This window comes from Burkholderia sp. AU38729 (assembly GCF_020419725.1).
Lineage (GTDB): Bacteria > Pseudomonadota > Gammaproteobacteria > Burkholderiales > Burkholderiaceae > Burkholderia.
In genome coordinates this window covers 712,093-733,212 of sequence record NZ_JAIZQO010000002.1, presented here as the reverse complement: position 1 = coordinate 733,212, position 21,120 = coordinate 712,093, and the positions used below count along the sequence as shown (strand labels likewise).

The 21,120-nt window shown below is 67.4% G+C and carries 19 protein-coding genes; 9 read left to right on the top strand and 10 right to left on the bottom strand.

From position 1 onward, the window contains the following. Positions 1-99: 99 nt before the first annotated feature. The 5 genes from LGM56_RS08270 to LGM56_RS08250 all read right to left on the bottom strand — a co-directional run bounded on the left by LGM56_RS08270 (position 100) and on the right by LGM56_RS08250 (position 6,833). Positions 100-711 (bottom strand): ankyrin repeat domain-containing protein, encoded by a 612-nt coding sequence (locus LGM56_RS08270; protein ID WP_226204052.1) that lies wholly within the window; start codon positions 709-711, stop codon positions 100-102. 77 nt (positions 712-788) lie between these two features. Then, complete coding sequence (locus LGM56_RS08265; RefSeq protein WP_226204050.1) at positions 789-2,324, bottom strand: catalase; 1,536 nt, start codon at positions 2,322-2,324, stop codon at positions 789-791. A 307-nt stretch (positions 2,325-2,631) separates the two neighbouring features. Further along, complete coding sequence (locus LGM56_RS08260) at positions 2,632-4,119, bottom strand: efflux transporter outer membrane subunit (protein WP_226204047.1); 1,488 nt, start codon at positions 4,117-4,119, stop codon at positions 2,632-2,634. A 13-nt stretch (positions 4,120-4,132) separates the two neighbouring features. Next, positions 4,133-5,719 (bottom strand): MDR family MFS transporter, encoded by a 1,587-nt coding sequence (locus LGM56_RS08255; RefSeq protein ID WP_226204044.1) that lies wholly within the window; start codon positions 5,717-5,719, stop codon positions 4,133-4,135. Further along, positions 5,712-6,833 carry an HlyD family secretion protein gene (locus tag LGM56_RS08250; RefSeq protein ID WP_226204041.1) on the bottom strand — a complete coding sequence of 374 codons (1,122 nt, stop codon included), beginning with the start codon at positions 6,831-6,833 and terminating at the stop codon, positions 5,712-5,714. Before LGM56_RS08250 ends, LGM56_RS08255 begins: the two co-directional genes overlap by 8 nt. 92 nt (positions 6,834-6,925) lie before the next feature. On the opposite strand from LGM56_RS08250, the gene LGM56_RS08245 reads away from it, so the two are divergent. Beyond that, positions 6,926-7,759, top strand: a complete 834-nt coding sequence (locus tag LGM56_RS08245; protein ID WP_226204038.1) for a CerR family C-terminal domain-containing protein — start codon at positions 6,926-6,928, stop codon at positions 7,757-7,759. A gap of 27 nt (positions 7,760-7,786) precedes the next feature. Here the strand turns inward: LGM56_RS08245 and LGM56_RS08240 are convergent, their stop codons facing one another. Together LGM56_RS08240 and LGM56_RS08235 are read right to left on the bottom strand one after the other, a co-directional pair. Continuing rightward, entirely contained in the window at positions 7,787-10,321 is a 2,535-nt protein-coding gene (locus LGM56_RS08240; protein ID WP_226204036.1) for a mechanosensitive ion channel family protein, read from the bottom strand. Between the two features lie 298 nt (positions 10,322-10,619). Then, the gene (locus tag LGM56_RS08235) at positions 10,620-11,579 is read right to left on the bottom strand and encodes an LLM class oxidoreductase (RefSeq protein WP_226204033.1); all 960 of its coding nucleotides are present in this window, start codon (positions 11,577-11,579) and stop codon (positions 10,620-10,622) included. A 185-nt stretch (positions 11,580-11,764) separates the two neighbouring features. On the opposite strand from LGM56_RS08235, the gene LGM56_RS08230 reads away from it, so the two are divergent. Next, complete coding sequence (locus LGM56_RS08230; RefSeq protein WP_226204030.1) at positions 11,765-12,163, top strand: lysozyme inhibitor LprI family protein; 399 nt, start codon at positions 11,765-11,767, stop codon at positions 12,161-12,163. Positions 12,164-12,184: 21 nt separating this feature from the next. Here the strand turns inward: LGM56_RS08230 and LGM56_RS08225 are convergent, their stop codons facing one another. Further along, a complete protein-coding gene (locus LGM56_RS08225; protein WP_226204027.1) occupies positions 12,185-12,916 on the bottom strand; it encodes a GNAT family N-acetyltransferase in 732 nt (243 codons plus the stop codon). A gap of 1,025 nt (positions 12,917-13,941) precedes the next feature. Here LGM56_RS08225 and LGM56_RS08220 point away from each other — a divergent pair. The 4 genes from LGM56_RS08220 (at position 13,942) to LGM56_RS08205 (ending at position 17,531) form a co-directional block, all read left to right on the top strand. After that, positions 13,942-14,838, top strand: a complete 897-nt coding sequence (locus LGM56_RS08220; protein WP_226204025.1) for an NAD-dependent protein deacetylase — start codon at positions 13,942-13,944, stop codon at positions 14,836-14,838. Then, entirely contained in the window at positions 14,835-15,476 is a 642-nt protein-coding gene (locus LGM56_RS08215; protein WP_175237044.1) for a DUF938 domain-containing protein, read from the top strand. The genes LGM56_RS08220 and LGM56_RS08215 overlap by 4 nt, the downstream gene beginning before the upstream one ends. 97 nt (positions 15,477-15,573) lie before the next feature. Beyond that, the gene (gndA, locus tag LGM56_RS08210; RefSeq protein WP_089474452.1) at positions 15,574-16,986 is read left to right on the top strand and encodes an NADP-dependent phosphogluconate dehydrogenase; all 1,413 of its coding nucleotides are present in this window, start codon (positions 15,574-15,576) and stop codon (positions 16,984-16,986) included. Positions 16,987-17,186: 200 nt separating this feature from the next. Next, a complete protein-coding gene (locus LGM56_RS08205) occupies positions 17,187-17,531 on the top strand; it encodes a DUF4148 domain-containing protein (RefSeq protein WP_226204023.1) in 345 nt (114 codons plus the stop codon). Positions 17,532-17,649: 118 nt separating this feature from the next. On the opposite strand, the gene LGM56_RS08200 is transcribed toward LGM56_RS08205, so the two are convergent. Next, positions 17,650-17,970 carry a hypothetical protein gene (locus tag LGM56_RS08200; protein ID WP_089497384.1) on the bottom strand — a complete coding sequence of 107 codons (321 nt, stop codon included), beginning with the start codon at positions 17,968-17,970 and terminating at the stop codon, positions 17,650-17,652. A 424-nt stretch (positions 17,971-18,394) separates the two neighbouring features. On the opposite strand from LGM56_RS08200, the gene LGM56_RS08195 reads away from it, so the two are divergent. Further along, positions 18,395-19,129, top strand: coding sequence for a peptidoglycan DD-metalloendopeptidase family protein (locus LGM56_RS08195; RefSeq protein WP_089427977.1), 735 nt, complete (start codon positions 18,395-18,397; stop codon positions 19,127-19,129). A 48-nt stretch (positions 19,130-19,177) separates the two neighbouring features. Here LGM56_RS08195 and LGM56_RS08190 read toward each other — a convergent pair whose 3' ends face one another. Beyond that, positions 19,178-19,816: a Pr6Pr family membrane protein gene (locus tag LGM56_RS08190; protein WP_124576341.1), complete on the bottom strand. Its 639-nt coding sequence runs from the start codon at positions 19,814-19,816 to the stop codon at positions 19,178-19,180. A 225-nt stretch (positions 19,817-20,041) separates the two neighbouring features. Between LGM56_RS08190 and LGM56_RS08185 the strand changes: the two genes are divergently transcribed. Continuing rightward, positions 20,042-20,578 carry a cytochrome b gene (locus LGM56_RS08185; protein ID WP_226204021.1) on the top strand — a complete coding sequence of 179 codons (537 nt, stop codon included), beginning with the start codon at positions 20,042-20,044 and terminating at the stop codon, positions 20,576-20,578. Between the two features lie 156 nt (positions 20,579-20,734). After that, a complete protein-coding gene (locus LGM56_RS08180; RefSeq protein ID WP_226204020.1) occupies positions 20,735-21,103 on the top strand; it encodes a DUF2946 domain-containing protein in 369 nt (122 codons plus the stop codon). Positions 21,104-21,120: the final 17 nt, after the last annotated feature.

Below are 21,120 nucleotides of genomic sequence, written 5' to 3'. Positions count from 1 at the left end.
TAATGGGGCAATTGGCCGATCGTATTCGAGGCGGGACTCGAATCGCCGGACGCGGTGAAGCGAGGCGAGTCCGCGGGCATCAGGAAGCGGGGCATGAAGCTACTGCCTCGCACCTGCATGCCGCAGCGCATCCACGGCTTCCGTGTTGTCGTGCGACCGCGCGAGCTGCAGCAGCGACTGACCGCGCCGATCGACATGATTCGGATTCGCGCCACGCGCGACGAGGAGCGGAATCAGGTCGAATCGATTGAACAGCGTGGCGAATCCCAGCGCGGTTTCCCCGGCGCCGTTCGTCTGGTCGATCGGGCATGGCGTGTCGATCAGGCGCCGTGCGATGTCGGGTTCGTTCTTGAAGAGGGCACCCATCAGCGCCGTGTTGCCGTGGCGGTCGCCGGCGCATGCGTTTGCGCCGGCCGACAGTAGGTAGTCGAGCGCTGCCGGCTGGCCGTCGTAGGACGCGAGTATCACGGCCGTAAAGCCATGGCTGTCGGTGGCATCGACGGGATAGCCGGCGTCGTGCAATGCGCGCAGGATGTCGACGCGTCCGACGCGGGCGGCGTCGAACCAGTCGCCGTCGTAGCGGCGCAGCGCGGCGGGGTCGGCCGGCGCATACGCCGGCTGCTCGGGAAGGTGCGCGCAACCGGCGAGCGCGGCCAGCGCCAGGACTGCTGCGGTGGCGCGGATCGCGCGCGTCAGGCGTTCGGATTGCATGAGGATGTCCTGATGGGTGGGTAAGGTCGACGTGCGCGGCGCAACCCCGCACGTCGACGGCGACCGGAGTCGCGGGATCAGTTCTCGCTCAGCTTCGCGGCGAGCGCCTGCACTTGCCCGACGTCGGCGTGCACGGCCTGCGCGAGACGCGTGCCGTAGTCGGCATCGGCCTTGTAGAAGTACGACAGCATCGCGTACTGGTTGTGCGCGTTCGTCACCTTGCCGAGGTCGCCGGACAGCGCGGTGATCAGGTCGTCCCTATCCTGCTGCGACAGGCTGCGGTAGTACTCGCCCGCCTGACGGAACCGCAGCTTCTTGTGGATCGCTTCCTGCTGCGTCGTGCCGTTGAGCGTCATGCGCACGGACTTGTATTGCGGATCCGGCGCGAGTTCATGCAGCGTCGACGGTTCGTAGTTCACCTCGCCCTTGCGGTCGCCGGCGTTCATCTTGCCGTCCTGGTTGTTGTTGACCACCGGCACGACGGGCCGGTTGATCGGCAGGTCCATGTAGTTCGCGCCGAGCCGGTACATCTGCGTGTCGGCGTACGCGAACAGTCGGTCCTGCAGCATCCGGTCTTCGGACGGCTCGATGCCGGGCACGAGTCGCGACGGCGCGAACGCCGATTCCTCGGTCGACTGGAAGTAGTTGTCGGGCACGCGATTCAGCGTCATCGTGCCGATCTTGCGCTCGGGCACACCGGTCCAGACCTTCGTGTCGTCCAGCGCATCGAAGTCGAAACGGTTCAGGTCCTGCGGCGTGAGCACCTGCACGTACAGATCCCACTTCGGGAAGTCGCCTTGCTTCAGCGCGCCGTACAGGTCGTTCGTCATCATGTTCCAGTCGCGCCCGATCGATGCATTGATGTCTTGCGGACGCAGGCCGTGCACGCCTTGCTGGCTCTTCCAGTGGAACTTCACGTAGTGCACGTCGCCGTGCGCATTGACGAACTTGAACGCGTGCACCGCGAAGCCGTCCATGTGACGATACGAATCGGGCATGCCGGCGTTCGTGTACAGCATCGTCAGCATGTTCGTCGCTTCGGGCGTGTGCGCGAAGAAGTCGAATGCGAGGTTCGGATCCTGCACGCCGGTCACGGCGCTTGGCTTGTTTGCGTGAACGAAGTCGGGGAACTTGATGCCGTCGCGAATGAAGAACACGGGCCAGTTGATGCCGACCATGTCCCAGTTGCCCTGTTGCGTATAGAACTTCACCGCGAAACCGCGCGGATCGCGCGCCTGTTCAGGCGAGCCGCGATAGCCCATCACGGTGGAGAAGCGCACGAACACGGGCGTGCGGGTGCCGGGTGTGAAGACCTTCGCTTTCGTCAGGTTCGAGATGTCGGCGGTCGGCACGAACTCGCCGAATGCGCCGGTGCCGCGTGCATGCACGACCCGTTCCGGAATGCGCTCGCGATCGAAGCGCTGCAGTTTCTCGATGAGTGCGGAGTCTTGCAGGAGCACGGGGCCGGCAGGGCCGGCCGTCTGCGAATTCTCGTTGTCGCCGACGGGGGCGCCCGTGTCTCGCGTGAGTTCGGCGGCATGGGGGGACGCGGAAAGTGCAACGCAGATCGCGGCGACCGCGTGTCTCAGCACGCGATGGGAGGATGAGGACATGACGATGGAACTCCTTGAATCCGATCGGTGGTGGGGAAGCCGACTGAATTAGAAGAGATCGTCAGACGATTGGCTAATTGATATTCGATATGTTTCCGATAGCGACGGCGTCGATGCGGCGTGGGTGCGGCTCTCATCGACGCAGGCGATGAATATTGTTGCGTGCGCAATGAGTTGTTGCGTCGCGCGCCGTGAGGCGATCCACAAGTATCGAACGCGGGCGCTTTGGACTTGCGATCCACATTTCGAGCATCGGCGCCGCCGCAGTCTCGACAAACCTGGCCGTGCGGCACCGATCAACCGGACATCAACCCGCGCCCGCCTGCCACCCGAGCCCGAGGTTCTTCTGCAACGACACGTAGTCCTTGATCAGCTCGGCCTGCCCGGCGATCACGTTCTGCTGCGCGGCCAACGCTTCGCGTTGCGTATCGAGCAGGTCGATCATCGATGCGACGCCCGCGCGATAGCGCTCGTCCATCAGCGATCGGGAATGCATGGCCGACGTCTGCACCTTGGTGAGTGCAACGACGTGTTCGCGCTGGTGCCCGTAACGCTGCAATGCCGTGTTGGCATCCTGCAGGGCGCCGAGCACCGCCTTCTGATAGTTCGCTTCCGCCTCGTCTCGCGATGCCTCGGCCGCGCGCACCGCACCGCGCGTGCGCCCGAAGTCGAGAATGTTCCATTGCAGATACGGCGCGCCGACCCAGGTGAAGTTCTGCTTGCGGAACAGGTGGCCCGGGTCCGTCGCGCTGAAACCGAGATCGCCGAGCAGCGTCACTTTCGGGAAATAGTCGGCGACGTGCTCGCCGATCTGCGCATTGCTCGATGCGAGCCGGCGCTCGGCCGCGCGAATGTCGGGGCGCTGTTTCAGCAGCGCGGCCGGATCGCCGATCGCGACGCTGCCGGGCAGCGTCGGCAGCGTCGCATCCGATGTCGACAGTGCCGCGTCGAGCGCACCGGGCGCGCGGCCCGTCAGGATCGCGAGCCGGTCGAGCGATTCCGTCACCTGCGCGTCGAGCGGGATCAGCGATGCGCGCGTGTTTTCGACTTGCGTCGTCAGGCGCTCGATGTCGGCATCGGCGGCAACGCCACGCGCGCGACGCTGCTGCGTGAGTTCGAGCATCTTCTGCTGCAGCTCGGCAGTGCGCCGCGACAGCGCAAGCCGCCGCTGTTGATCGCGCAGGTCGATGTACGCGTTGGCGACTTCGGCCGTGATCGACACCTGCGTGTCGGCGAGATCGGCGTCGACCGCTTCCGCTTGCGCGGATGCTGCTTCGACCGCGCGGCGCGTGCCGCCGAACAGGTCGATTTCCCAGGTTGCGTCGAAGCCTGCCGAATAGAGCTGCAGCGGGCCCGAGCCACCCAGCGACGGCGAGATGCCACTCGATTGGCTCGAACCGTTCGACGGCAGCAGCGAACCGAGCGCGCTGACGTCCGGCTCGCGCATGCGGATGGCGGCGACGGTGGCCGACGACTTCGGCCGCTGGGCCGCACGTTGTTGCGCGAGCTGCGCGCGCGATGCGCGCAAGCGGGCTTGTGCCGCGTGCAGATCGGGGTTGTACGCGAGCGCGGCGGTGATCAGGTCGTCGAGCTGGCGATCGTTGAGCGCATGCCACCATGCGCTCGGCGCGGGCGCAGCGAGATCGACGCCGGTGGCCGGCGCGCGCACGAAGGTCGGCGCATCCGGCGCGGCGGGTGCGCCGCGATAGTCGGGGCCGACCGTGCAGCCGGCGAGCAGGCACGCAGCCGCGCACAGCGTGAGCGCGGGGCGGCGGGGCAGGGAGAAGGGCTTCATTGCGTAAGACGGTTCAGTGGCCGGACGACATCGGCTGCGGCCCGCGCGGCGTTCTCAGCAGCAGCGCGAGCGGCACGCAGGCAAGCAGCGCGAGGCCCAACAGATAAAAGGTTTCGGAATAAGTCATCACGACCGCCTGGATCTGGATCTGCTGGGCCAGCTGTCCGAGCGCGCGCATGTTCGAATACGCGAGGTCGCCGGTGTGCGAGAACCAGTTGGCCGCGTAGGCCGACAGCCGGTCCTGCCCGATCAGCGAGTTCGCCGTCACCGATTCGCGGAGCGCGGCCGTATGGAAGGTCGTGCGCCGGTCGATCACGGTGCCGATGATCGCGAGCCCGATCGAGCCGCCGAGATTGCGCGCCATGTTGTAGAGCCCGGCCGCATCGCCCGAGTCTTCGCGTGCGACGGCCGCCATCGAGGCCTGGTTGAGCGGCATCATCGCGAGCATCTGCGCGACGCCGCGGATCAGTTGCGACCAGACGAAGTCGTGGCCGACGCTCTGCGCGGTCAGGCTGATGTCGAGCATGCAGCTCAGGCAGAACAGCAACAGCCCCGAGATCACGAGGATGCGGAAATCGACCTTGCCGAGCAGGCGCGGCAGGATCGGCATCACGAGGAACGCGGGCAGCCCCGACAGCAGCATGATCGCGCCTGCCTGTTCCGCGTTGTAGCCGGCGACGATCGCCAGGAACTGCGGCAGCAGGTAGGACACGCCGTACAGCCCGGCGCCCACCGCGGACACGATCACGATCACGCTCGCGTAGCGCGGGTTGCGCATCAGCGACAGCCGCATGATCGGCCGCTTTGCAAAGAGCTGCGACAACGCGATCAGGATCATTCCGGCAAGCGATACGAGGCTCAACGTGACGATCATCTGCGATTCGAACCAGCGCTCGCGCTGGCCTTCCTCGAGCACGACGGTGAGCGAGCTCAGACCGATCGCGAGACCCAAGATCCCGAGCCAGTCCGCGTTCAGGAACGCATGCCATTGCGGGCGGTCCGACGGCAGCCCGAATATCAACAACGCCATCAGCAACAGGCACACCGGCAGGTTCAGGAAAAAGCACCAGCTCCAGCTGACGTTCTCCGCGAGCCAGCCGCCGAGCACGGGGCCGAACAGCGGCCCGAGCAGCACGATCAGGCCGAACAGCGTCATGCCGACCGGCAACTGCGACAGCGGCAGCCGCGTGCGGATGATGGTTTGTGCAGTCGGTATCAGCGCACCGCCGGTGAAGCCCTGGCCGATCCGGCCGGCGATCATCATCGGCAGCGAGTGCGACCAGCCGCACATCATCGAGAAGGCAATGAACAGCGCGGAGTTCGTCAGCAGGAAATTGCGCAGCCCGAACACGCGCGTGAGCCATGCGGCGAGCGGGATCATCACGATCTCCGACATCAGGTAGCCGGTCGAGATCCACGTGCCTTCGGTGCCGGTCGCGCCGATTTCACCTTGGATCTGCGGCAGCGCGGAGTTCGTGATCGAGATGTCGAGGGTCGCCATCAGCGCGCCGAGTGCGCCGGCCGCGACCGCGATCCAGTCGGTCACGCTCGCACGGCCCTCGTGCGGCGGCATGGGCATCATGGCGGACGGTTCAGCCATGATGCGTCTCGTCGCGGGCCGAGCGCGTATCGACGTCGACCGTCACCGACAGCCCCGGCAGCAGCATGCGCTGCGCGCGGGCGTCCGCGGCGAGACGGATGCGTACCGGCACGCGCTGGACGATCTTCGTGAAGTTGCCGGTCGCATTCTCGGGCGGCAGCAGCGCGAATTGCGCGCCCGTGCCGGGGGCGAAACTGTCGACGACGCCGGACAGCGCGCCGTCCGGCAGCGCGTCGACGTGCAGTTCGACGGGCTGGCCGATGCGCATGTTGCCGATCTGCGTTTCCTTGAAGTTCGCGACGAGGTAGATCGCGTCGACGGGCACGACGGTCAGCAGGCGCGTGCCGGGCTGCACGTATTGACCGACGCGCACGGTGCGATCGCCGACGCGGCCGGCGAGGGTGCTGCGCACGATCGTGTTGTCGAGGTCGAGCCGCGCCTGTGCGGCGCTGGCCTGCGCGGCTTCGAGCTGCGCGCGCGCCTGCTGGAGCTGCGCTGTGTACGACGCGATCTGCGTGCGGGCGGCAGCGATCGACGCATTGTTCGCGGCGAGCGTCGCGGCCGCCTGATCGCGCGTGCTCTTCAGGTCGGCCACGCGTTCGTGCGTTTCCGCGCCGGTCGCGGCGAGCGGCGCATAGCGCGTGTATTCGTCGCTGGCGTGCTGCGCATTGATGCGCGACACCTTCGCCTGTGCATCGGCCTGTTCGAGATTCGCATGCTGCTGGCTGATGTCGGCCTCGGCGCGTGCGATGTCGGCGCGGCGCGCGTCGACGGTCGCAAGCGATTGCGCGAGCGCGACCTGGTACTGGCGGACGTCGAGCCGCACGAGCGGATCGCCGGCCTTCACGGCCTGGTTGTCGCGCACGTACACGTCGGTCACGTAGCCGGCGACCTTCGGCGCGGCCGTCATGCTGTCCGCCTGCAGGTACGCGTCGTTGGTGCTTTCGATGAAGCGGCCGACCGTCCACCAGCGGCCGAGCCAGACGGCGCCGCCGATCGCCGCGAGTACGGCGACGACCAGCAGGATGCGCCGTTTCGATCCGTTGCCGTTGCGCGGGGTTGTTCCGTTTTCCTGACGATCTGCTTTCGGTGGCGGGTCTTGCGGCGTCGACATGCTGGCATCCAATTTATTCCAAGTGGAAGAATTATTCCAGTTGATAAAATTGTGTCAAGTAGAATGTCGGTCGATCGAATGACGAGGAAGGCATGAACGAAGCGAAGAAGCTGCGCCGTACGTCGGCGGGCGGCTACGCCCGCGGCGACGAAACGCGCCAGCGGATCATCGAGGCGGCGATCGAACTGTTCGGCGAGCGCGGGTTCGCGGGGGCATCGACACGCGAGATCGCGGCGATGGCCGGCGTGAACGCGCCGGCGCTCCAGTACTACTTCGAGAACAAGGAAGGCGTGTACCGCGCGTGCGTGGAGACGATCGCGGAGCTCGGCCGGGAAGCGTTCGCGCCGGCGGTCGGCCATGCATGGGCGATGCTCGATGCGGACGCGGACGTCGACGTGCTGATCGATGCGTTCGTCGGGCTGCTGCGCGCGCTGGCGGACCGGATGTTCACGACGCCGAAGACGATGAACCAGCGGATGTTCTTTGCACGCGAGCAAGGCGGCCAGGAGCCGGCGAGCGCGAGCGAAATCCTGATGAAGCGCATGCGCAAGCCGCTGAACGACGTGAGCGCCGAGCTGATCGGCCGCATCTCGGGGCGGCCGGCCAACGATCCCGTCACGCGCTTGCGTGCACTGAGCCTGTTCGGGCAGATCACGGTGTTCCACATCGCGCAGCGTTCGGCGCTGCAGTTGCTCGAATGGGAGGCATTCGAAGGCGAGCGCGCGAAATTGCTGATTGACACCATTGCCGAGCAGACGCGGGTGCTGCTCCAGCAATGGCACGTGCAGCGCGACGCCCTGGCGGCCTATCCTGCAGCCAGCTCGAAGCGCGAGCCGGGCGCGGCGGCGAAACGGACGGCGAAGGCGGGGGCGTCGACACCCGCCGCGAAAGGCGCCCGGCGCGGGAGCAAGCCTGCCGCGCGTTGAATGCGGTGCGCGGTGTGCCCCGGCCGGTCAACCCGGCTTGCGCGCCGGTGCGGCCGGCGACGGCGGCCGGGCTGTCCCTTCGGCAGCATGGCTGCTGTCGCCGTGGGTGTCGTTTTCGTCATCGCCCCCAGGCCGCGATCCGTCCGCGTACGCAACGACGCTGCGCTGCGGATTGGCGATCCGGATCCCGCGTTCGAGGAACGTCTCCGCGATCCGCCGGTTGAATTCACGCTGCACGCTCCAGCGCGTCGAGTCCGTGCACTGCATCTGTCCGGCCAGCGCGAGCGTCGCGCCGTCGACCTGGTCGATACCCCAGTAGCTGAAGTCCGACAGGATGCCGTCGCGGTATTTCGGATCGTCGCGCAAGGCCGCACCGATCTCCTTCAGCGTCGCGATCGCGCGATCGATATCCTCGCCGTAGGCAATGCTGATCTTGACGGCCGCGTTGCCGAGCCCGCGATTCGTATTGTTGACGGTCGTCACCGAGCTGAACGGAATCGTGTACAACGACCCGTCGCCGGCGCGCAGCCGCACGGTGCGGATCGACAGGTACTCGACCGTGCCCGACACACCGGCGAGCGTGACCCAGTCGCCCACCTGCATCGCGTTTTCCATCAGCAGGAAGATCCCGGTGATGAAATCCTGCACGAGCTTCTGCGAGCCGAAGCCGAGCGCGACACCGAAGATGCTGGCGCCGGCAAGCAGCGGGCCGACGTTCACGCCGAGCTGGCTGAGGCCCGTCAGCACGACGACGAGCGCGATCATCACGAACAGCAGCGTGCGCAGCATCGGCAGCAGCGTGCGCAGCCGCGCCGCGCGCATGAGATTGCCTTCGCGCGTCCAGCGTTGCAGGCGGCGCTCGATGGCGATGTTCGCGGCTTCCCATACGACGAGCGCGACGATGGCCGCGATGGCGATCGTTACCAACGCCGACGCGAGCCGGTGGCCGATCGTGCCGGTCTCGAACGCGCGGAAGATCGGTACGCCCCAGATCTGCAGCAGCAGCACGATGGTCACGATGCCGATCGCGCCCGACACGAACTGGCGCAGCAGCGGGTAGTAGCGGTATGCGTGCGCATGGACGAGCGTGCGGTCTTCGTCGCGGCCCTGGAACAGCCGCGCGAGCGCGCCGAACACGACGATCGACACGATCCGCATGCCGATCATCACGGCGATCGAGCGGCCACCGAGCGTGATCAGCACGCGGTAGCCGTTGTGGACGTCGAGCGCCCACACGAACCACAGGGCCATCACGATGAAGACCGAGACGGGCGCCCACGCGTCCGCGAGCGCGTTGGCGATCATCGCGAAGGACGGGCGATCCGCGCCGGCCGCGCGGATCCGCGCGGCGACCGGCAAGCGGCACTGGACGATCAGCGCCGAGATCATCAGGTGCCCGACGAGCGCGACGGCTTTCAGCAGCGCGACGTGACCGGCGTCGCTGAGGCCGAAGCTCGCGGCGATCTCGACCGCGGCCGTGCAGGCGCCGACCACGATCACGATCCGCGCGATCGAGCGTTGCGCGAAGTCGGCCCACGCGTCGCTGATGTGCAGCAAGCGCAATTGCCGCGCATCGGGCTGGAAGAACAGCCGGCTGACGATCGTGACGAGCCGGCAGATCACGTAGATGTCGATCAGCGCTTCGAGTGCGGATTCGACCGGGGCGCCCGTATCGCCGATCACCGACATCGTCAGGCTCGCGACGCCGACGAACACGAGCAGCGGCACGGCACGCAACGCAAGGCTGACGAGCGCGCGCGGCATCCGGTGCAGCAGCGTGGTGTGGCGGCGCGCGTGGCCGCGGCCTTGCGACGATGCGGGCGCGGCGTCGGAGATGTGGGAAGCGTCTGGCGGGGCGGCTGCGCCCGGTGGTGCGTTGCCGTCGTCGAGCGTCGCGGAGTCGGGCGTAACGGATTCAGACTCAGACTCAGACTCGGACTCGGACTCGGACTCGGACTCGGACTCGGACTCGGACTCGGACTCGGTGCGGCGCGACGTGTCGGCGCGCCGAGCAGCCACTGCGGCCAGCGCACGTCGCAGCAGCCGCTTCGCGAACCATTCGACGACGAGCGCGGGGACGAGCACGGCGATGATGATCCAGAGCGCGTGTGCAAGATCCGCGCGCTCGTCGGCGCGCACCAGCTTGTCGTGCCACCAGTTGCCGACCGAGCCGACATCGAGCAGCGAGTGCAGCGATTCCTTCAGCGCACCGCCGATTTCGATGGTCCAGCGCGATCCCTGCCGGACGAGCATCGATGCGAGCCCGTTCGACGTCAGTGCTGCCGGAGCCGCGGCGGCCGACGCGGCGCTGGCCGCAGCCGCATCGCTCGCCGCGATCGCGGGTGCGCTCAACGCGCCGACGGCCGCGATCGCACGCAGCGTCGTTTCGACCTGCGCGCGATCGCGCGGATTTTCGAGCACATTGAGTGCCTGCTGCGCCTGTTGCGGCGTCAACGCGGGCGCGGTGCCGGAAGCGGCCGACGCGGCGGCCGGGGCGGGAGCGGCCGCATGGGCGGCCGATACGACGGCGGCCAGCAGCCAGCCGAGGAGGAAATGTCGCATGGAGTAGGCATGCGGGCGCGCTTCGGCGCGCGGCCCGCCAGGCTGAACGATGGACGGAAGTTAACATGATTGCGATTGGAACCGAATAGTTCCGTCGACGATCATTCGAATCGGGCATACCCGACGCGGCGCGGGCGTTTGCGGCGCGTTTGCGCAGTCATGTGTCCGACGCGGACTGTGGGTCGCCAGACAGGTCGGGCGTTTCAATTGTCGGCGCGCAAGACATTTGTAATGTCGGCTCGTCGACTACGATGCACCACGCACGCATCGGATCGAATTAATCTGGAATCCTGCCGAATTAAGCTGGCTCGTCGTGAAAAACCGGCAGAACGTGTTCCGCGATTTCCTCGATGACTTCGCGCACGGGCCGGTCCGAGCCGGGATTCAGCGTGACGTGGTGCGTGCCCGCCGCGTGCATGTCCCGCAGGATGTCGATTAATGCCCGGCGTCCGGTTGCATAGCCGAGCGGCAACGCGGTGGCCGGCGCATCGGGATCCGCGAGGAGGTCGAGCCGCATCGATACGCCGAATGCGCGAAAGGCGGGCGTCGCGAGCCGGTCGACCGCCGCGCGCCACATCGAATAGCGTGCGCGCTGCGTGTCCGGATCGCGGTGGTACGTCATCCAGCCGAGCGAGTGCCGCGCGATCCAGTCGACGCTTTGTCCGCCCGAGCCGACCGCCAGCATCGGCACGGCGTCGGCGCCGCGCGGCAGCAGCGTGAATTCGGGCGCATCGGGCGGCGCTTCGTCGGGCAGCACGCGCGATGGCACGCCGAGCGCGGCCGCGACGACGTCCCAGTGGGCGCGGTAGCGGTCGCGCCGCGTCTCCGCATCGACACCGAACGCCGCATATTCGGGCGGCCGGTCGCCGGAGCCTAGCCCGAGGATGAAGCGGCCGCCCGACAGCGTCGCGACCGACAGCGCGCCTTTCGCGATATGCAGCGGATGACGCAGCGGCAGCACGATCGCGCCGCTGGCGAGCGTGATCCGGCGCGTACGCGACGCCAGTGCGCCGAGCAGGACCCACGGGTCGAGGTGGCCGACCGGATCGGGGTAGTCGGCGCTGTTCAGCGGCACGTCGCGAACCCACAGCGCGCGAAAGCCGAGCGCGTCGGCCAGCGCCGCGAGTTCGAGCTGCTCGTCGAAGTCGGCGACGATATGGCCGGTGCGAAGCAGCGGAAGCGTGAGGCCGATCGACAACCGTCCGTCCGAAAAGACGCGATGCGCGACATCGGGGCGGGCAGGGGCGGGCGTGGTCATGTCGAGTCCTTGGAGGCAGCGCGAAGCGAACGCGCGACGTTGCGTGTTCGAATGCTAGCGTGTTTGCACGACGGTTGCCCGGTATGGCATGCGCGGTGACCGGTTGACGTCGAGGCAACGCAGGTCATGCGGGCTGCGGGCCGGGCATAATCGGGGCCTTCCGTCATTGAAAACAACAAATCCGGATGAACATGCTTCGACACATGGCGATCGGTCTGGCGGCAAGCGCGATGCTTTTCGCGGTCGCGTCGGACGCGCTCGCGGACGATGCGCAGCGCGCCGCTATTTGCAAGACCGCCGAGGAAACGGGCTACACGGCCGACATCCGCAATTGCCTCGGACTGAAATACGAAGCAGCCGACAAGCGCTTGAATGCGGTCTACAAGACGAAGATGGCGAGCCTGGATGCGCAGGGGCAGGCGAGACTGCGCAACGACGAGCGCCGTTGGCTCAAGGCGCGGGACGCGAAGTGCGCCGAATCGCGGCAGCCCGATGCGGGCGGCACGCTCGGGCTCGTGGAGGTCGACAGTTGCTTCGTCAACGAAACCGAGCGTCGCATCAAGGTGATCGACACCTTTCGTTGAGGTGTCGCGCTGGCTCCAGTGCTATGCCACTCGCAGCGTCGTGCCGCGCAGCGTGAGGCCGAGGCGCGACGCCACGCGTCGTGACGCGCGGTTGTCGCTGTCGGTGCTGTAAAACAGCGTGCGCGTTTGAAGCGACGGCAGTCGCGACCACGCCGCGGTCACCGCCGCCGCGAGCCCGCGCCCACGAAATGCAGGGGCCGTCGCGAGACCGAGTTCGGCACCGACTTCGGACAGCCGCGCGGCAAACGCGACCGACGCGACTTCTCCATCGACGACAGCCGCGCACCACGGCGCCCACAGATCGGCGGCGCTTCGAAATCCCATCGAGTACAGGCCTTCGGGCATCCCGTGCGTGGACAGCGCATGCAGCAGATGCCGGCCCGCGTCGCTGTCGCCGTCGATCAGCGCGACGCGCGCGTCGGTGTCGAAACCGAGTGCGTGCGGCAGCGGGTAGACGAGGCCGATATTCCAGTGCGGAACAGGGGCGAGCAGCGCGAGATAGCGATCGAGGTGCGCGGGCTGCATGTGGTCCGCCAACGGCGGTTCGCTGCCGGCCAGGTGTGCGAGTTCGTCTGCAACAGGAGTGGGCACGTCGGCGCGTATGCCCGCCAGGTTGCCGTCGGTGCTTCGGCCAAGCCAGAAGCGCGGCCCGGGCGAGCAGTCGGGATCGTTCTCGCGTTCGATCCGGCGATCCGGATGCAGGCGGAACAGCGTGCGGTAGTCGGTATCCAGCCAGTCGTGTGCGTCAGGCATGCGTCGGGTAGTGGGCTCCGGTCGGGTGGTGGGCTCCGGTCGGGTGGTGCGCGCCGCGCGCCGGTTCATGCGGCACTGTGGGGCGATTGTAAGCCGTTCGGCGGTCGCTCGCAGAGGCGACGTCGCGCTGTTTGCCCGGGCCGGGCGGGTGCGGCGTGACGGCTCGGCCGGCCGACGGCAGCCGATCCGGCAGGCGTTTCAGTTTCGAAACGTTCGCGCTGCTTGCCGGTGCGCGATGCGCGTCGATGGCCCCGTTTTGACCCGCGCGGCCTTGCGGCGTGAAGCATGGTGCGCTCCTTGCATATCTGTGCAGGCCGTGAGCGCGGTCGCGGACGCAGTCGGTCCGGCGATCGCTTCAGTGGGTCGGACGTATCGGAGACGGGGACAAGAGAATGAAAACAGACCGAATCGCAACGTGTCGTGTTGCAAACATGAATCGCCGACCTGCCGGGCCATTCGCTTCGCCGTTTATCGAGGCGACTTGAGCGCGCGGCTTTCCGTTCCATCCGCGCAATCGGGTTTGTTCTGAACGACGACGTGCAGGCATGACGCACGAGGCCGACTGGTGCCGGTCGGCCGTCGGGGATGAACCGTGAATGCCTGCGGATGGCCCGGCCCGGATCCCGGATCGTCAATCTGCCGCGCGCAACGCAAGTCGTCGTGCGGCGTAGACGTGTGCGTGCCGTGCATTGCGGTGGCGCGACGGGGCCGAACCGGCACGCACCGGAAAGCCGGCAGCGCATCGATGCATTCGGCATCGCGGAACACATGGAGTCCAGGGGAAGCGTTCACCCGCCGCAGCAAGGCGGACGCCGCGAAATTGTGCTGTCAGTTGATCCACTACCCCGATGGATCAATTGTTGAAGCGCCCATCGCCGAGTGGCGGATGGGCGTCTTTTTTTGTGCGCCGATGTGCGACGCGGGCCATCGGCCCGATCGCGCGGCGTTCTGTATCATGTGCTGGCGTGTCTGGCCGCCCGTGCGGGCGCACGGCTTGCCGACGCGCCCGATCACGCGTTGCCAACATGAACGACACTGCTCAGAACGATCCCTCAACCGCCGACGTCGAACCGGCCGCACTCGATGCGCTGCACACGTTCGTCGAGCGTCATCCGCGCCTGCTGGTACTGACCGGCGCGGGCATCAGCACCGACTCCGGCATTCCCGGCTATCGCGACCGCAACGGCCAATGGATGCGCTCGCCGCCGATCCAGCTCCACGAATTCCTCGGCTCCGATGCCGCGCGGCGGCGCTATTGGGCGCGCAGCATGATCGGCTGGCCCGTCGTCGGCCGCGCGCAGCCGAACGGGTCGCACGTGGCACTGGCGCGGCTCGGCAGCGCGGGACGGGTCGAGCGGCTCGTCACGCAGAACGTCGACGGCCTGCACCAGCGCGCGGGCAGCGGCGACGTGATTGAACTGCACGGAGGAATCGACGGCGTCACGTGCCTCGGCTGCGGCGCGCATCATGCGCGCGCGACGATCCAGGTTATGCTCGAGGCCGACAATCCCGAACTGCTGGGCGCGCAGGCCGAGCCGGCCGCGGATGGCGATGCGCACCTCGAATGGGCCGCGCTCGACACCTTCCGCATTCCGGCGTGCCCCGCGTGCGGCGGGCTGCTGAAGCCGGCGGTCGTGTTCTTCGGCGAAAACGTGCCGCGCGAGCGCGTGGCGCTCGCGTCGCAGGCGCTCGAGGCGGCCGATGCGCTGCTGGTCGTCGGCTCGTCGCTGATGGTGTATTCCGGCTATCGCTTCTGCGTGTGGGCGCAGGCACAGAACAAGCCGGTCGCCGCGCTCAATCTCGGCCATACGCGCGCCGATCCGATGCTGACGCTGAAGGTCGAGGCGCGCTGCGCACCCGCGCTCGACGCGCTGACCGCGCGGCTGGGCCTCGCGAACCACGCACCGGAGCAGGCATCGTGACCGATCCGACCTCTTCGCCCGATCCGTCCGCGCGGCTGTCGGCGCCGGCGGCCGAACGCAATCGCGGGCCGATCCTCGACGTCTTGCGCCGCGTGCTGCCGGCGAGCGGCCGCGTGCTCGAAATCGCGAGCGGCACGGGGCAGCACGCGGTCCACTTCGCGCAGGCGCTGCCGGGCCTGCACTGGCAGCCGAGCGATCCCGATGCGCAGGCGCGGCGCTCGATCGCCGCGTGGGTTGCCCATGCCGGCCTCGCCAACCTTGCCGGGCCGCTCGCGTTCGACGTGCGCGACGCGTCGTGGCCGGTCGACACGCTCGATGCCATCGTCTGCATCAACATGATTCACATCTCGCCGTGGGCCTGCACCGACGCGCTGTTCGCGGGTGCGTCGCGCCTGCTGCGGCCGGGCGGCGTGCTGTTCCTGTACGGGCCGTATCGCCGCGAGGGCCGGCATACGGCGCCGTCGAACGAAGCGTTCGACCTGCAGCTGCGCGGCCGCGACCCGTCGTGGGGCGTGCGCGATCTCGAGACCGTCGTCGCGCTCGGCCTCGATCGCGGGCTCGACTGCATCGAGGTGGTCGAGATGCCGGCGAACAACCTGAGCGTCGTGTTCCGGCGGCTGCCGCACGCGGAGCAATGACAGGCAAGCGCGCATCGCCGCCGGGTTTCCACTATCCTTTCGCCTGTGCGCGCGACCCGGCTCGGGTCGCGCCCCGTTTTTTCCGGAGAATTGACTAATGGGCAAACAAGCAATCGGTGTGATCGGGCTCGCGGTGATGGGCCGCAATCTCGCACTCAATATCGAGAGCCGCGGTTACGCGGTGTCGGTGTATAACCGCAGCCGCGAGAAAACCGACGAACTGATCGCCGAATTCCCCGGCCGCAATCTGGTGCCGACCTATACGCTCGAGGAATTCGTCGCGTCGCTCGAAACGCCGCGCCGGATCCTGATGATGGTGAAGGCCGGCGAGGCGACCGATGCGACGATCGCGTCGCTCAAGCCGCTGCTCGAGAAGGGCGACGTGCTGATCGACGGCGGCAATACGCACTTCACCGACACGATCCGCCGCAACCAGGAGCTCGCGCAATCGGGCCTGCACTTCATCGGCACGGGCGTGTCGGGGGGCGAAGAGGGCGCGCTGCGCGGCCCGTCGATCATGCCCGGCGGCCAGCGTGATGCGTACGACCTCGTCGAGCCGATCCTCAAGCAGATCGCCGCCAAGGCGCCGTCGGACGGCGAGCCGTGCGTCGCGTACATGGGCCCGGACGGTGCAGGCCATTACGTGAAGATGGTCCACAACGGCATCGAATACGGCGACATGCAGCTGATCGCCGAAAGCTATGCGGTGCTGAAGGACGTCGCGGGCCTGACCAACGACGAACTCGGCGCGGTGTACACCGAGTGGAACCAGGGCGAGCTCGACAGCTACCTGATGGAGATCACGTCGAAGATCTTCGGTAAGAAGGACGAGGAAACCGGCAAGCACCTGGTCGACGTGATCCTCGATCGCGCCGCGCAGAAGGGCACCGGCAAGTGGACGAGCCAGAATGCGCTGGATCTCGGCGTGCCGCTGCCGCTGATCACCGAATCGGTGTTCGCGCGCGTGCTGTCGTCGCTGAAGACCGAGCGCGTCGCGGCCAGCAAGGTCCTGGCGGGCCCGGCCGCCGCGCCGTTCGAAGGCGATCGCGCCGCGTTCGTCGAAGCGGTGCGCCGCGCGCTGTACCTGAGCAAGGTGATCTCGTACGCGCAGGGCTTCGCGCAACTGCGCACGGCGTCGGAAGAGTACGGCTGGAACCTCGATCTCGGCACGATCGCGAAGATCTTCCGTGCGGGCTGCATCATCCGCGCGCGTTTCCTGCAGAAGATCACGGACGCGTACGCGAAGGATTCGGCGCTCGCGAACCTGCTGCTCGACCCGTACTTCAAGGACATCGCCGCGAATTACCAGGCATCGCTGCGCGACGTCGTGGTCGCCGCGGTGAAGGCCGGCGTGCCGGTACCGGCGTTCGCGTCGGCGGTCGCGTACTTCGACAGCTACCGCTCCGAGCGGCTGCCGGCGAACCTCGTGCAGGCGCAGCGAGATTTCTTCGGCGCGCACACGTTCGAGCGTACCGACAAGCCGGGCAGCTTCCACGCGAACTGGTCGTAACCGGCTGGCGAGGGCGGCATTGTTGCGAAAATCTATTCTATCGATAGGGTTTTTCGATACCGGATGCCGGGATTGTTGGTTCCTGGGAAATAGTGTTTTCGTGGTTTCATGGTTTTCCCTAGGTGCTGCCGGGACTAAACTCTGTTCCATCGCTGCAGACATGGTGTGTGCGGCGGAGCAAAAAAATCCCGGAGGTAATCATGAAATCGCTGATCGCAACGTTCGCCGCAGCTGCCGTCCTCGCCGTTCCCGCCGTCTCGTTCGCCCAACAGAACGCGCCCGTCACCCGTGCACAAGTGAAGGCCGACCTGGTCGCCGTGCAACAGGCCGGCTACAAGCTGGGCAGCGACCGTACGAACTACCCGGAAGGCATCCAGGCTGCTGAAGCCCGCCTGAACCCGCAACAGAACGTCGCCACTGCCGACACGACCGGCTACGGCGCGCAACCGGCTGCCGCGCAAGAATCCGGCGCGCCGGCCAAGGCCAAGACCGGCTGGCAAGTCAAGCGTATCGCTGACGACGCCCCGATCTACAAGGGTCGTTAATGGTGCGGCCGCATCGGCGGCCTGATCCGACCCTGGAAGTACAAACAGCCCGTCGTACCGTCATGCGGAACGGCGGGCTGTTTTCATTGGCGGCGCGCCTATCGTGCCAGCCGCCAGTTCAGTGCAGCGCGTGCCGGCGGTGCCCGATATCCCGGAACAGCGCTTCGGCCGGTTCCAGCACCTGCAGCCACGTTTCGTCGTAGCCGCTCAACGTGTCGAGCGCGTCGCGCAGCCGCTCGATCGCGAGGACCGGCAGCTCGACGCTGTGGCGCGTGGCGCCCGTCATATGCGCGACACTCGCCAACTGGACGAGCGCATCGGCCGCCTCGGCGACGTCGGTCGCGAACAGCAGGTGCCGGTTGAGCAATTCGACCAGGCCGCTGGAACCGGAGAAGTCGTCGGCGTTGAGCTGCACGGAAAGAAACGTCGCGTTGTTCATTGTCATGCTCCTCGTTGTCGTTGGATCGCGCAGTGCATCACCGAGTATAGGTGGCGAACGACGGGGAGAATGTGACGGAATCGATACCGCCCGCGACGGCGGCACGGCGTGCGGAAGCGCCGCCACAGCCCGCCCGACGGCCCGCGCGGCGCGGCTTGCAGGCCACCGGCACGCCGGTGCGACCCCGCAAGATTGTTGCCGGATCAGGCACCTGACGCGGCCTCGACCGCCACAAATGGTATCTTTGCCGGTCGGGACGAAGCGAAAAAGGGGCCGGTGAGCTCATTCGCACCCACGTCCCGCTGTGGAAACTGACGACCGCGAGCGCGGTCGGATACTGGTTGATCCGGCCGTTCGGCCGGACATCGTGCGTCGCGCGCCGGGGGGCGGTGGGCGGCGCAACGACGCAAATCCGGGAGGACCCTTGAGAGAAACTATTCCCATCCACGATGCGCTGACGCGCTGGCTGCCGCAGGCGGCGCTCGTTGCCGCAGCCATCGCGCTGACGGGCTGCACGATGACGCCGTGGACCGACAGCTGGCAGCCGGCGCGCCAGCCGGCACCCACGTCGGCCGCGACGCCGGGCGTGATAGCCGGCTATTACCGCGTGAATCCGGGCGATACGCTCGCGGGCGTCGCGAACGCCTACGGGCAGCGCGTCCAGGACGTGGCCAGCTGGAACCACATGGCGCCGACCGATGCCGTGTATCCCGGTCAGGTGCTGCGCGTCGCGCCGCCGCCTGCCGCGACGTCGCTCGGGCAGCCGCCCGCGGCGGCCGCGCAGCCGGGCTCGCTCGCGTGGCCGGCCACCGGTGTCGTGGCGACGCCATTCTCGGCCGGCAAGACGCGCGGCCTCGTGATCGCTGCGTCCGGGCCTGACCATTCGGTGCGGGCCGCGGCGGCAGGGCGCGTGGTGTACGCCGGATCCGGCGTCAAGGCCTACGGGCCGCTCGTGATCCTGAAGCATGAGAACGGGCTCATCACGGCCTACGGACACAACGGCAAGCTGCTCGTCAACGAAGGCGACGCGGTGCGCCAGGGCCAGCCGGTCGCTGAAATGGGCACCGACGCGAGCGGCCGTTCGACGTTCGAGTTTGAAGTCCGCCAGAACGGCAAGGTCGTCGATCCGATGAACTTCCTGCCGCGCAACGGCGGCTGATCGTCCGCTTCATCCCGTGTGCGCCGGGCGGCGCACACGCTCCCGCCATCATCCTTTCCTGAGCGTCACCGCGCCGGATTGCCTCGCGTGATTGCCGAGCCAGCGTATACCCATTGCGAGCGCCACCGCGCCCAGCGCGATCAGCGAACACTGAATCGCGACCGGCAGGTAGCCGTGCGGCCGCGGATCGACGAACGGATAGGGATACCAGTTCTCGAATGAGCCGCGCACGAGCGTATAGCTGAGATAGACGATCGGGAAGCCGAGCCACGCGAACGCGCTGCGCCGCGGGATCGGCAGGCGCGGCTCCACGTACAGCCAGTCGCACAGCACGACGAGCGGCACGATCCGGTGCAGCACCCAGTTGTTGAACGCCGGCGTGACGTGGTGCAGCGCATCGAGCCGCGCGAGCAGGAGTTCATAGACGATCGCGGTGATCAATACGTACAGCACCGCGGCGCCGCGCATCGATTCGTAGCGGGCCGAGCCGGGGCGCGCGATGCGCCAGAGCCCGACGGCGAGCATCGCGGCCGCGTAGAGGCTGCTCAGTTGCGTGAAGTAGCTGAGGTAGTTGCCGAGATGAAAGCCCGGCAGGTGCCAGTAGTCGGCGACACTGTGCAGCGTGGTGGATACCGCGAGCAACGCGGCGGTCAGCCGATAGGCCGCAACGAAGAACGCCTTGCTCATGATGCCCGCGCGCCGTCGCACCAAAGCTTCATCGTGCCACAGCCGTTCTGGCGCGCGATGCGGACTTTCCATATGAAGCCCCGCTCGGCGCGCGTGGACGATTCGTCGGATATTTGCGCGCGTCGTGCAAAACGGGACGCCCGTGCGGCTACAATCGGGGCAGTTTTGCCGGGCGCCGGCCGGTGGCTGCATGCGCCCCTCCCCGCATACAACACGAGACGAAGCATGAGAAACATCCTCGCGAAACAGACGCGCTACAGCTCGCCCGCGATCTTCTTCCACTGGGCCGTCTTCCTGCTGGTGGCGCTGGCCTACCTGGCCATCGAGATCCGCGGGCCGAAAGGCAGCGACAGCCGGGTGTTCTGGATGAACGTGCATCTCACCGCGGGCACGCTCGTGCTCGTGCTGTCGGTGCTGCGCGTGCTGTGGCGAGCCGTCAGCCGGGTGCCGCAGGCCATTCCGCAAGCGGCGCTGCTGCGCTGGCTGTCGAAGCTCGCGCATGTCGCGCTCTACGTGTTCATCATCGCGCAGCCGCTGCTCGGCATCATGATGATTAACCTGGGCGGCAAGCCAGTGTCGCTCGACTGGCTCGGCGTCTCGTTCACGCTGTTCGGCCCCGACAAGGCGCTGCGGCCGACGATCAAGGCAGCGCACGAGCTGATCGGCAACGCGTTCTACTTCGTGATCGGCCTGCACGCGCTGGCCGCGCTTTACCATCATTTCATCCGGCGCGACGACGTGCTGCGGCGCATGGCGCCCTGAGCGGCGCGTTCCGGAAGCATGCAGCAGGCGGGGGGCGCATGGTTGTGTTGACAACCATGCGCCCCCGGTTCGTTTACCGCCATCCGTGCTGGCCATCGTGTTGAACATTCTGTAACATCTCGGCTGTTTTTACATTCCGCTTACTCGTTGCCGAGCATGCTGCACCGACATCGTCACCTGACCGCCTGGCTTGGCGTGCTCGCGATCTGGTTCGCGATCGCGGCGCCGCTGGTGTCGCAGTGGCGCGTCGCGCAGGCGGCCACGCCCGACGCAATCGTCTGCAGTACGGAGCATGGCGCGCACCCGTCGCCCGACGCGGGCCGCATGCACGATCATGCGCTGCATCTCGATGCGTGCGGCTACTGCGGTTTCTTCGCGCACAGCCCCGCGATCGGCGCGCCAGCCGCCGCGGCACTCGCTTCCATTCCCGTCGTTTCCGTTTCCGCCGTCGCGTCGCCTGCCGTCTCGGCGCGCGCCGACCGCTATCCGCGCGCATACCCGCGCGCCCCGCCCGAGCGCGCCTGACGCGCTGTTTCCGTTCC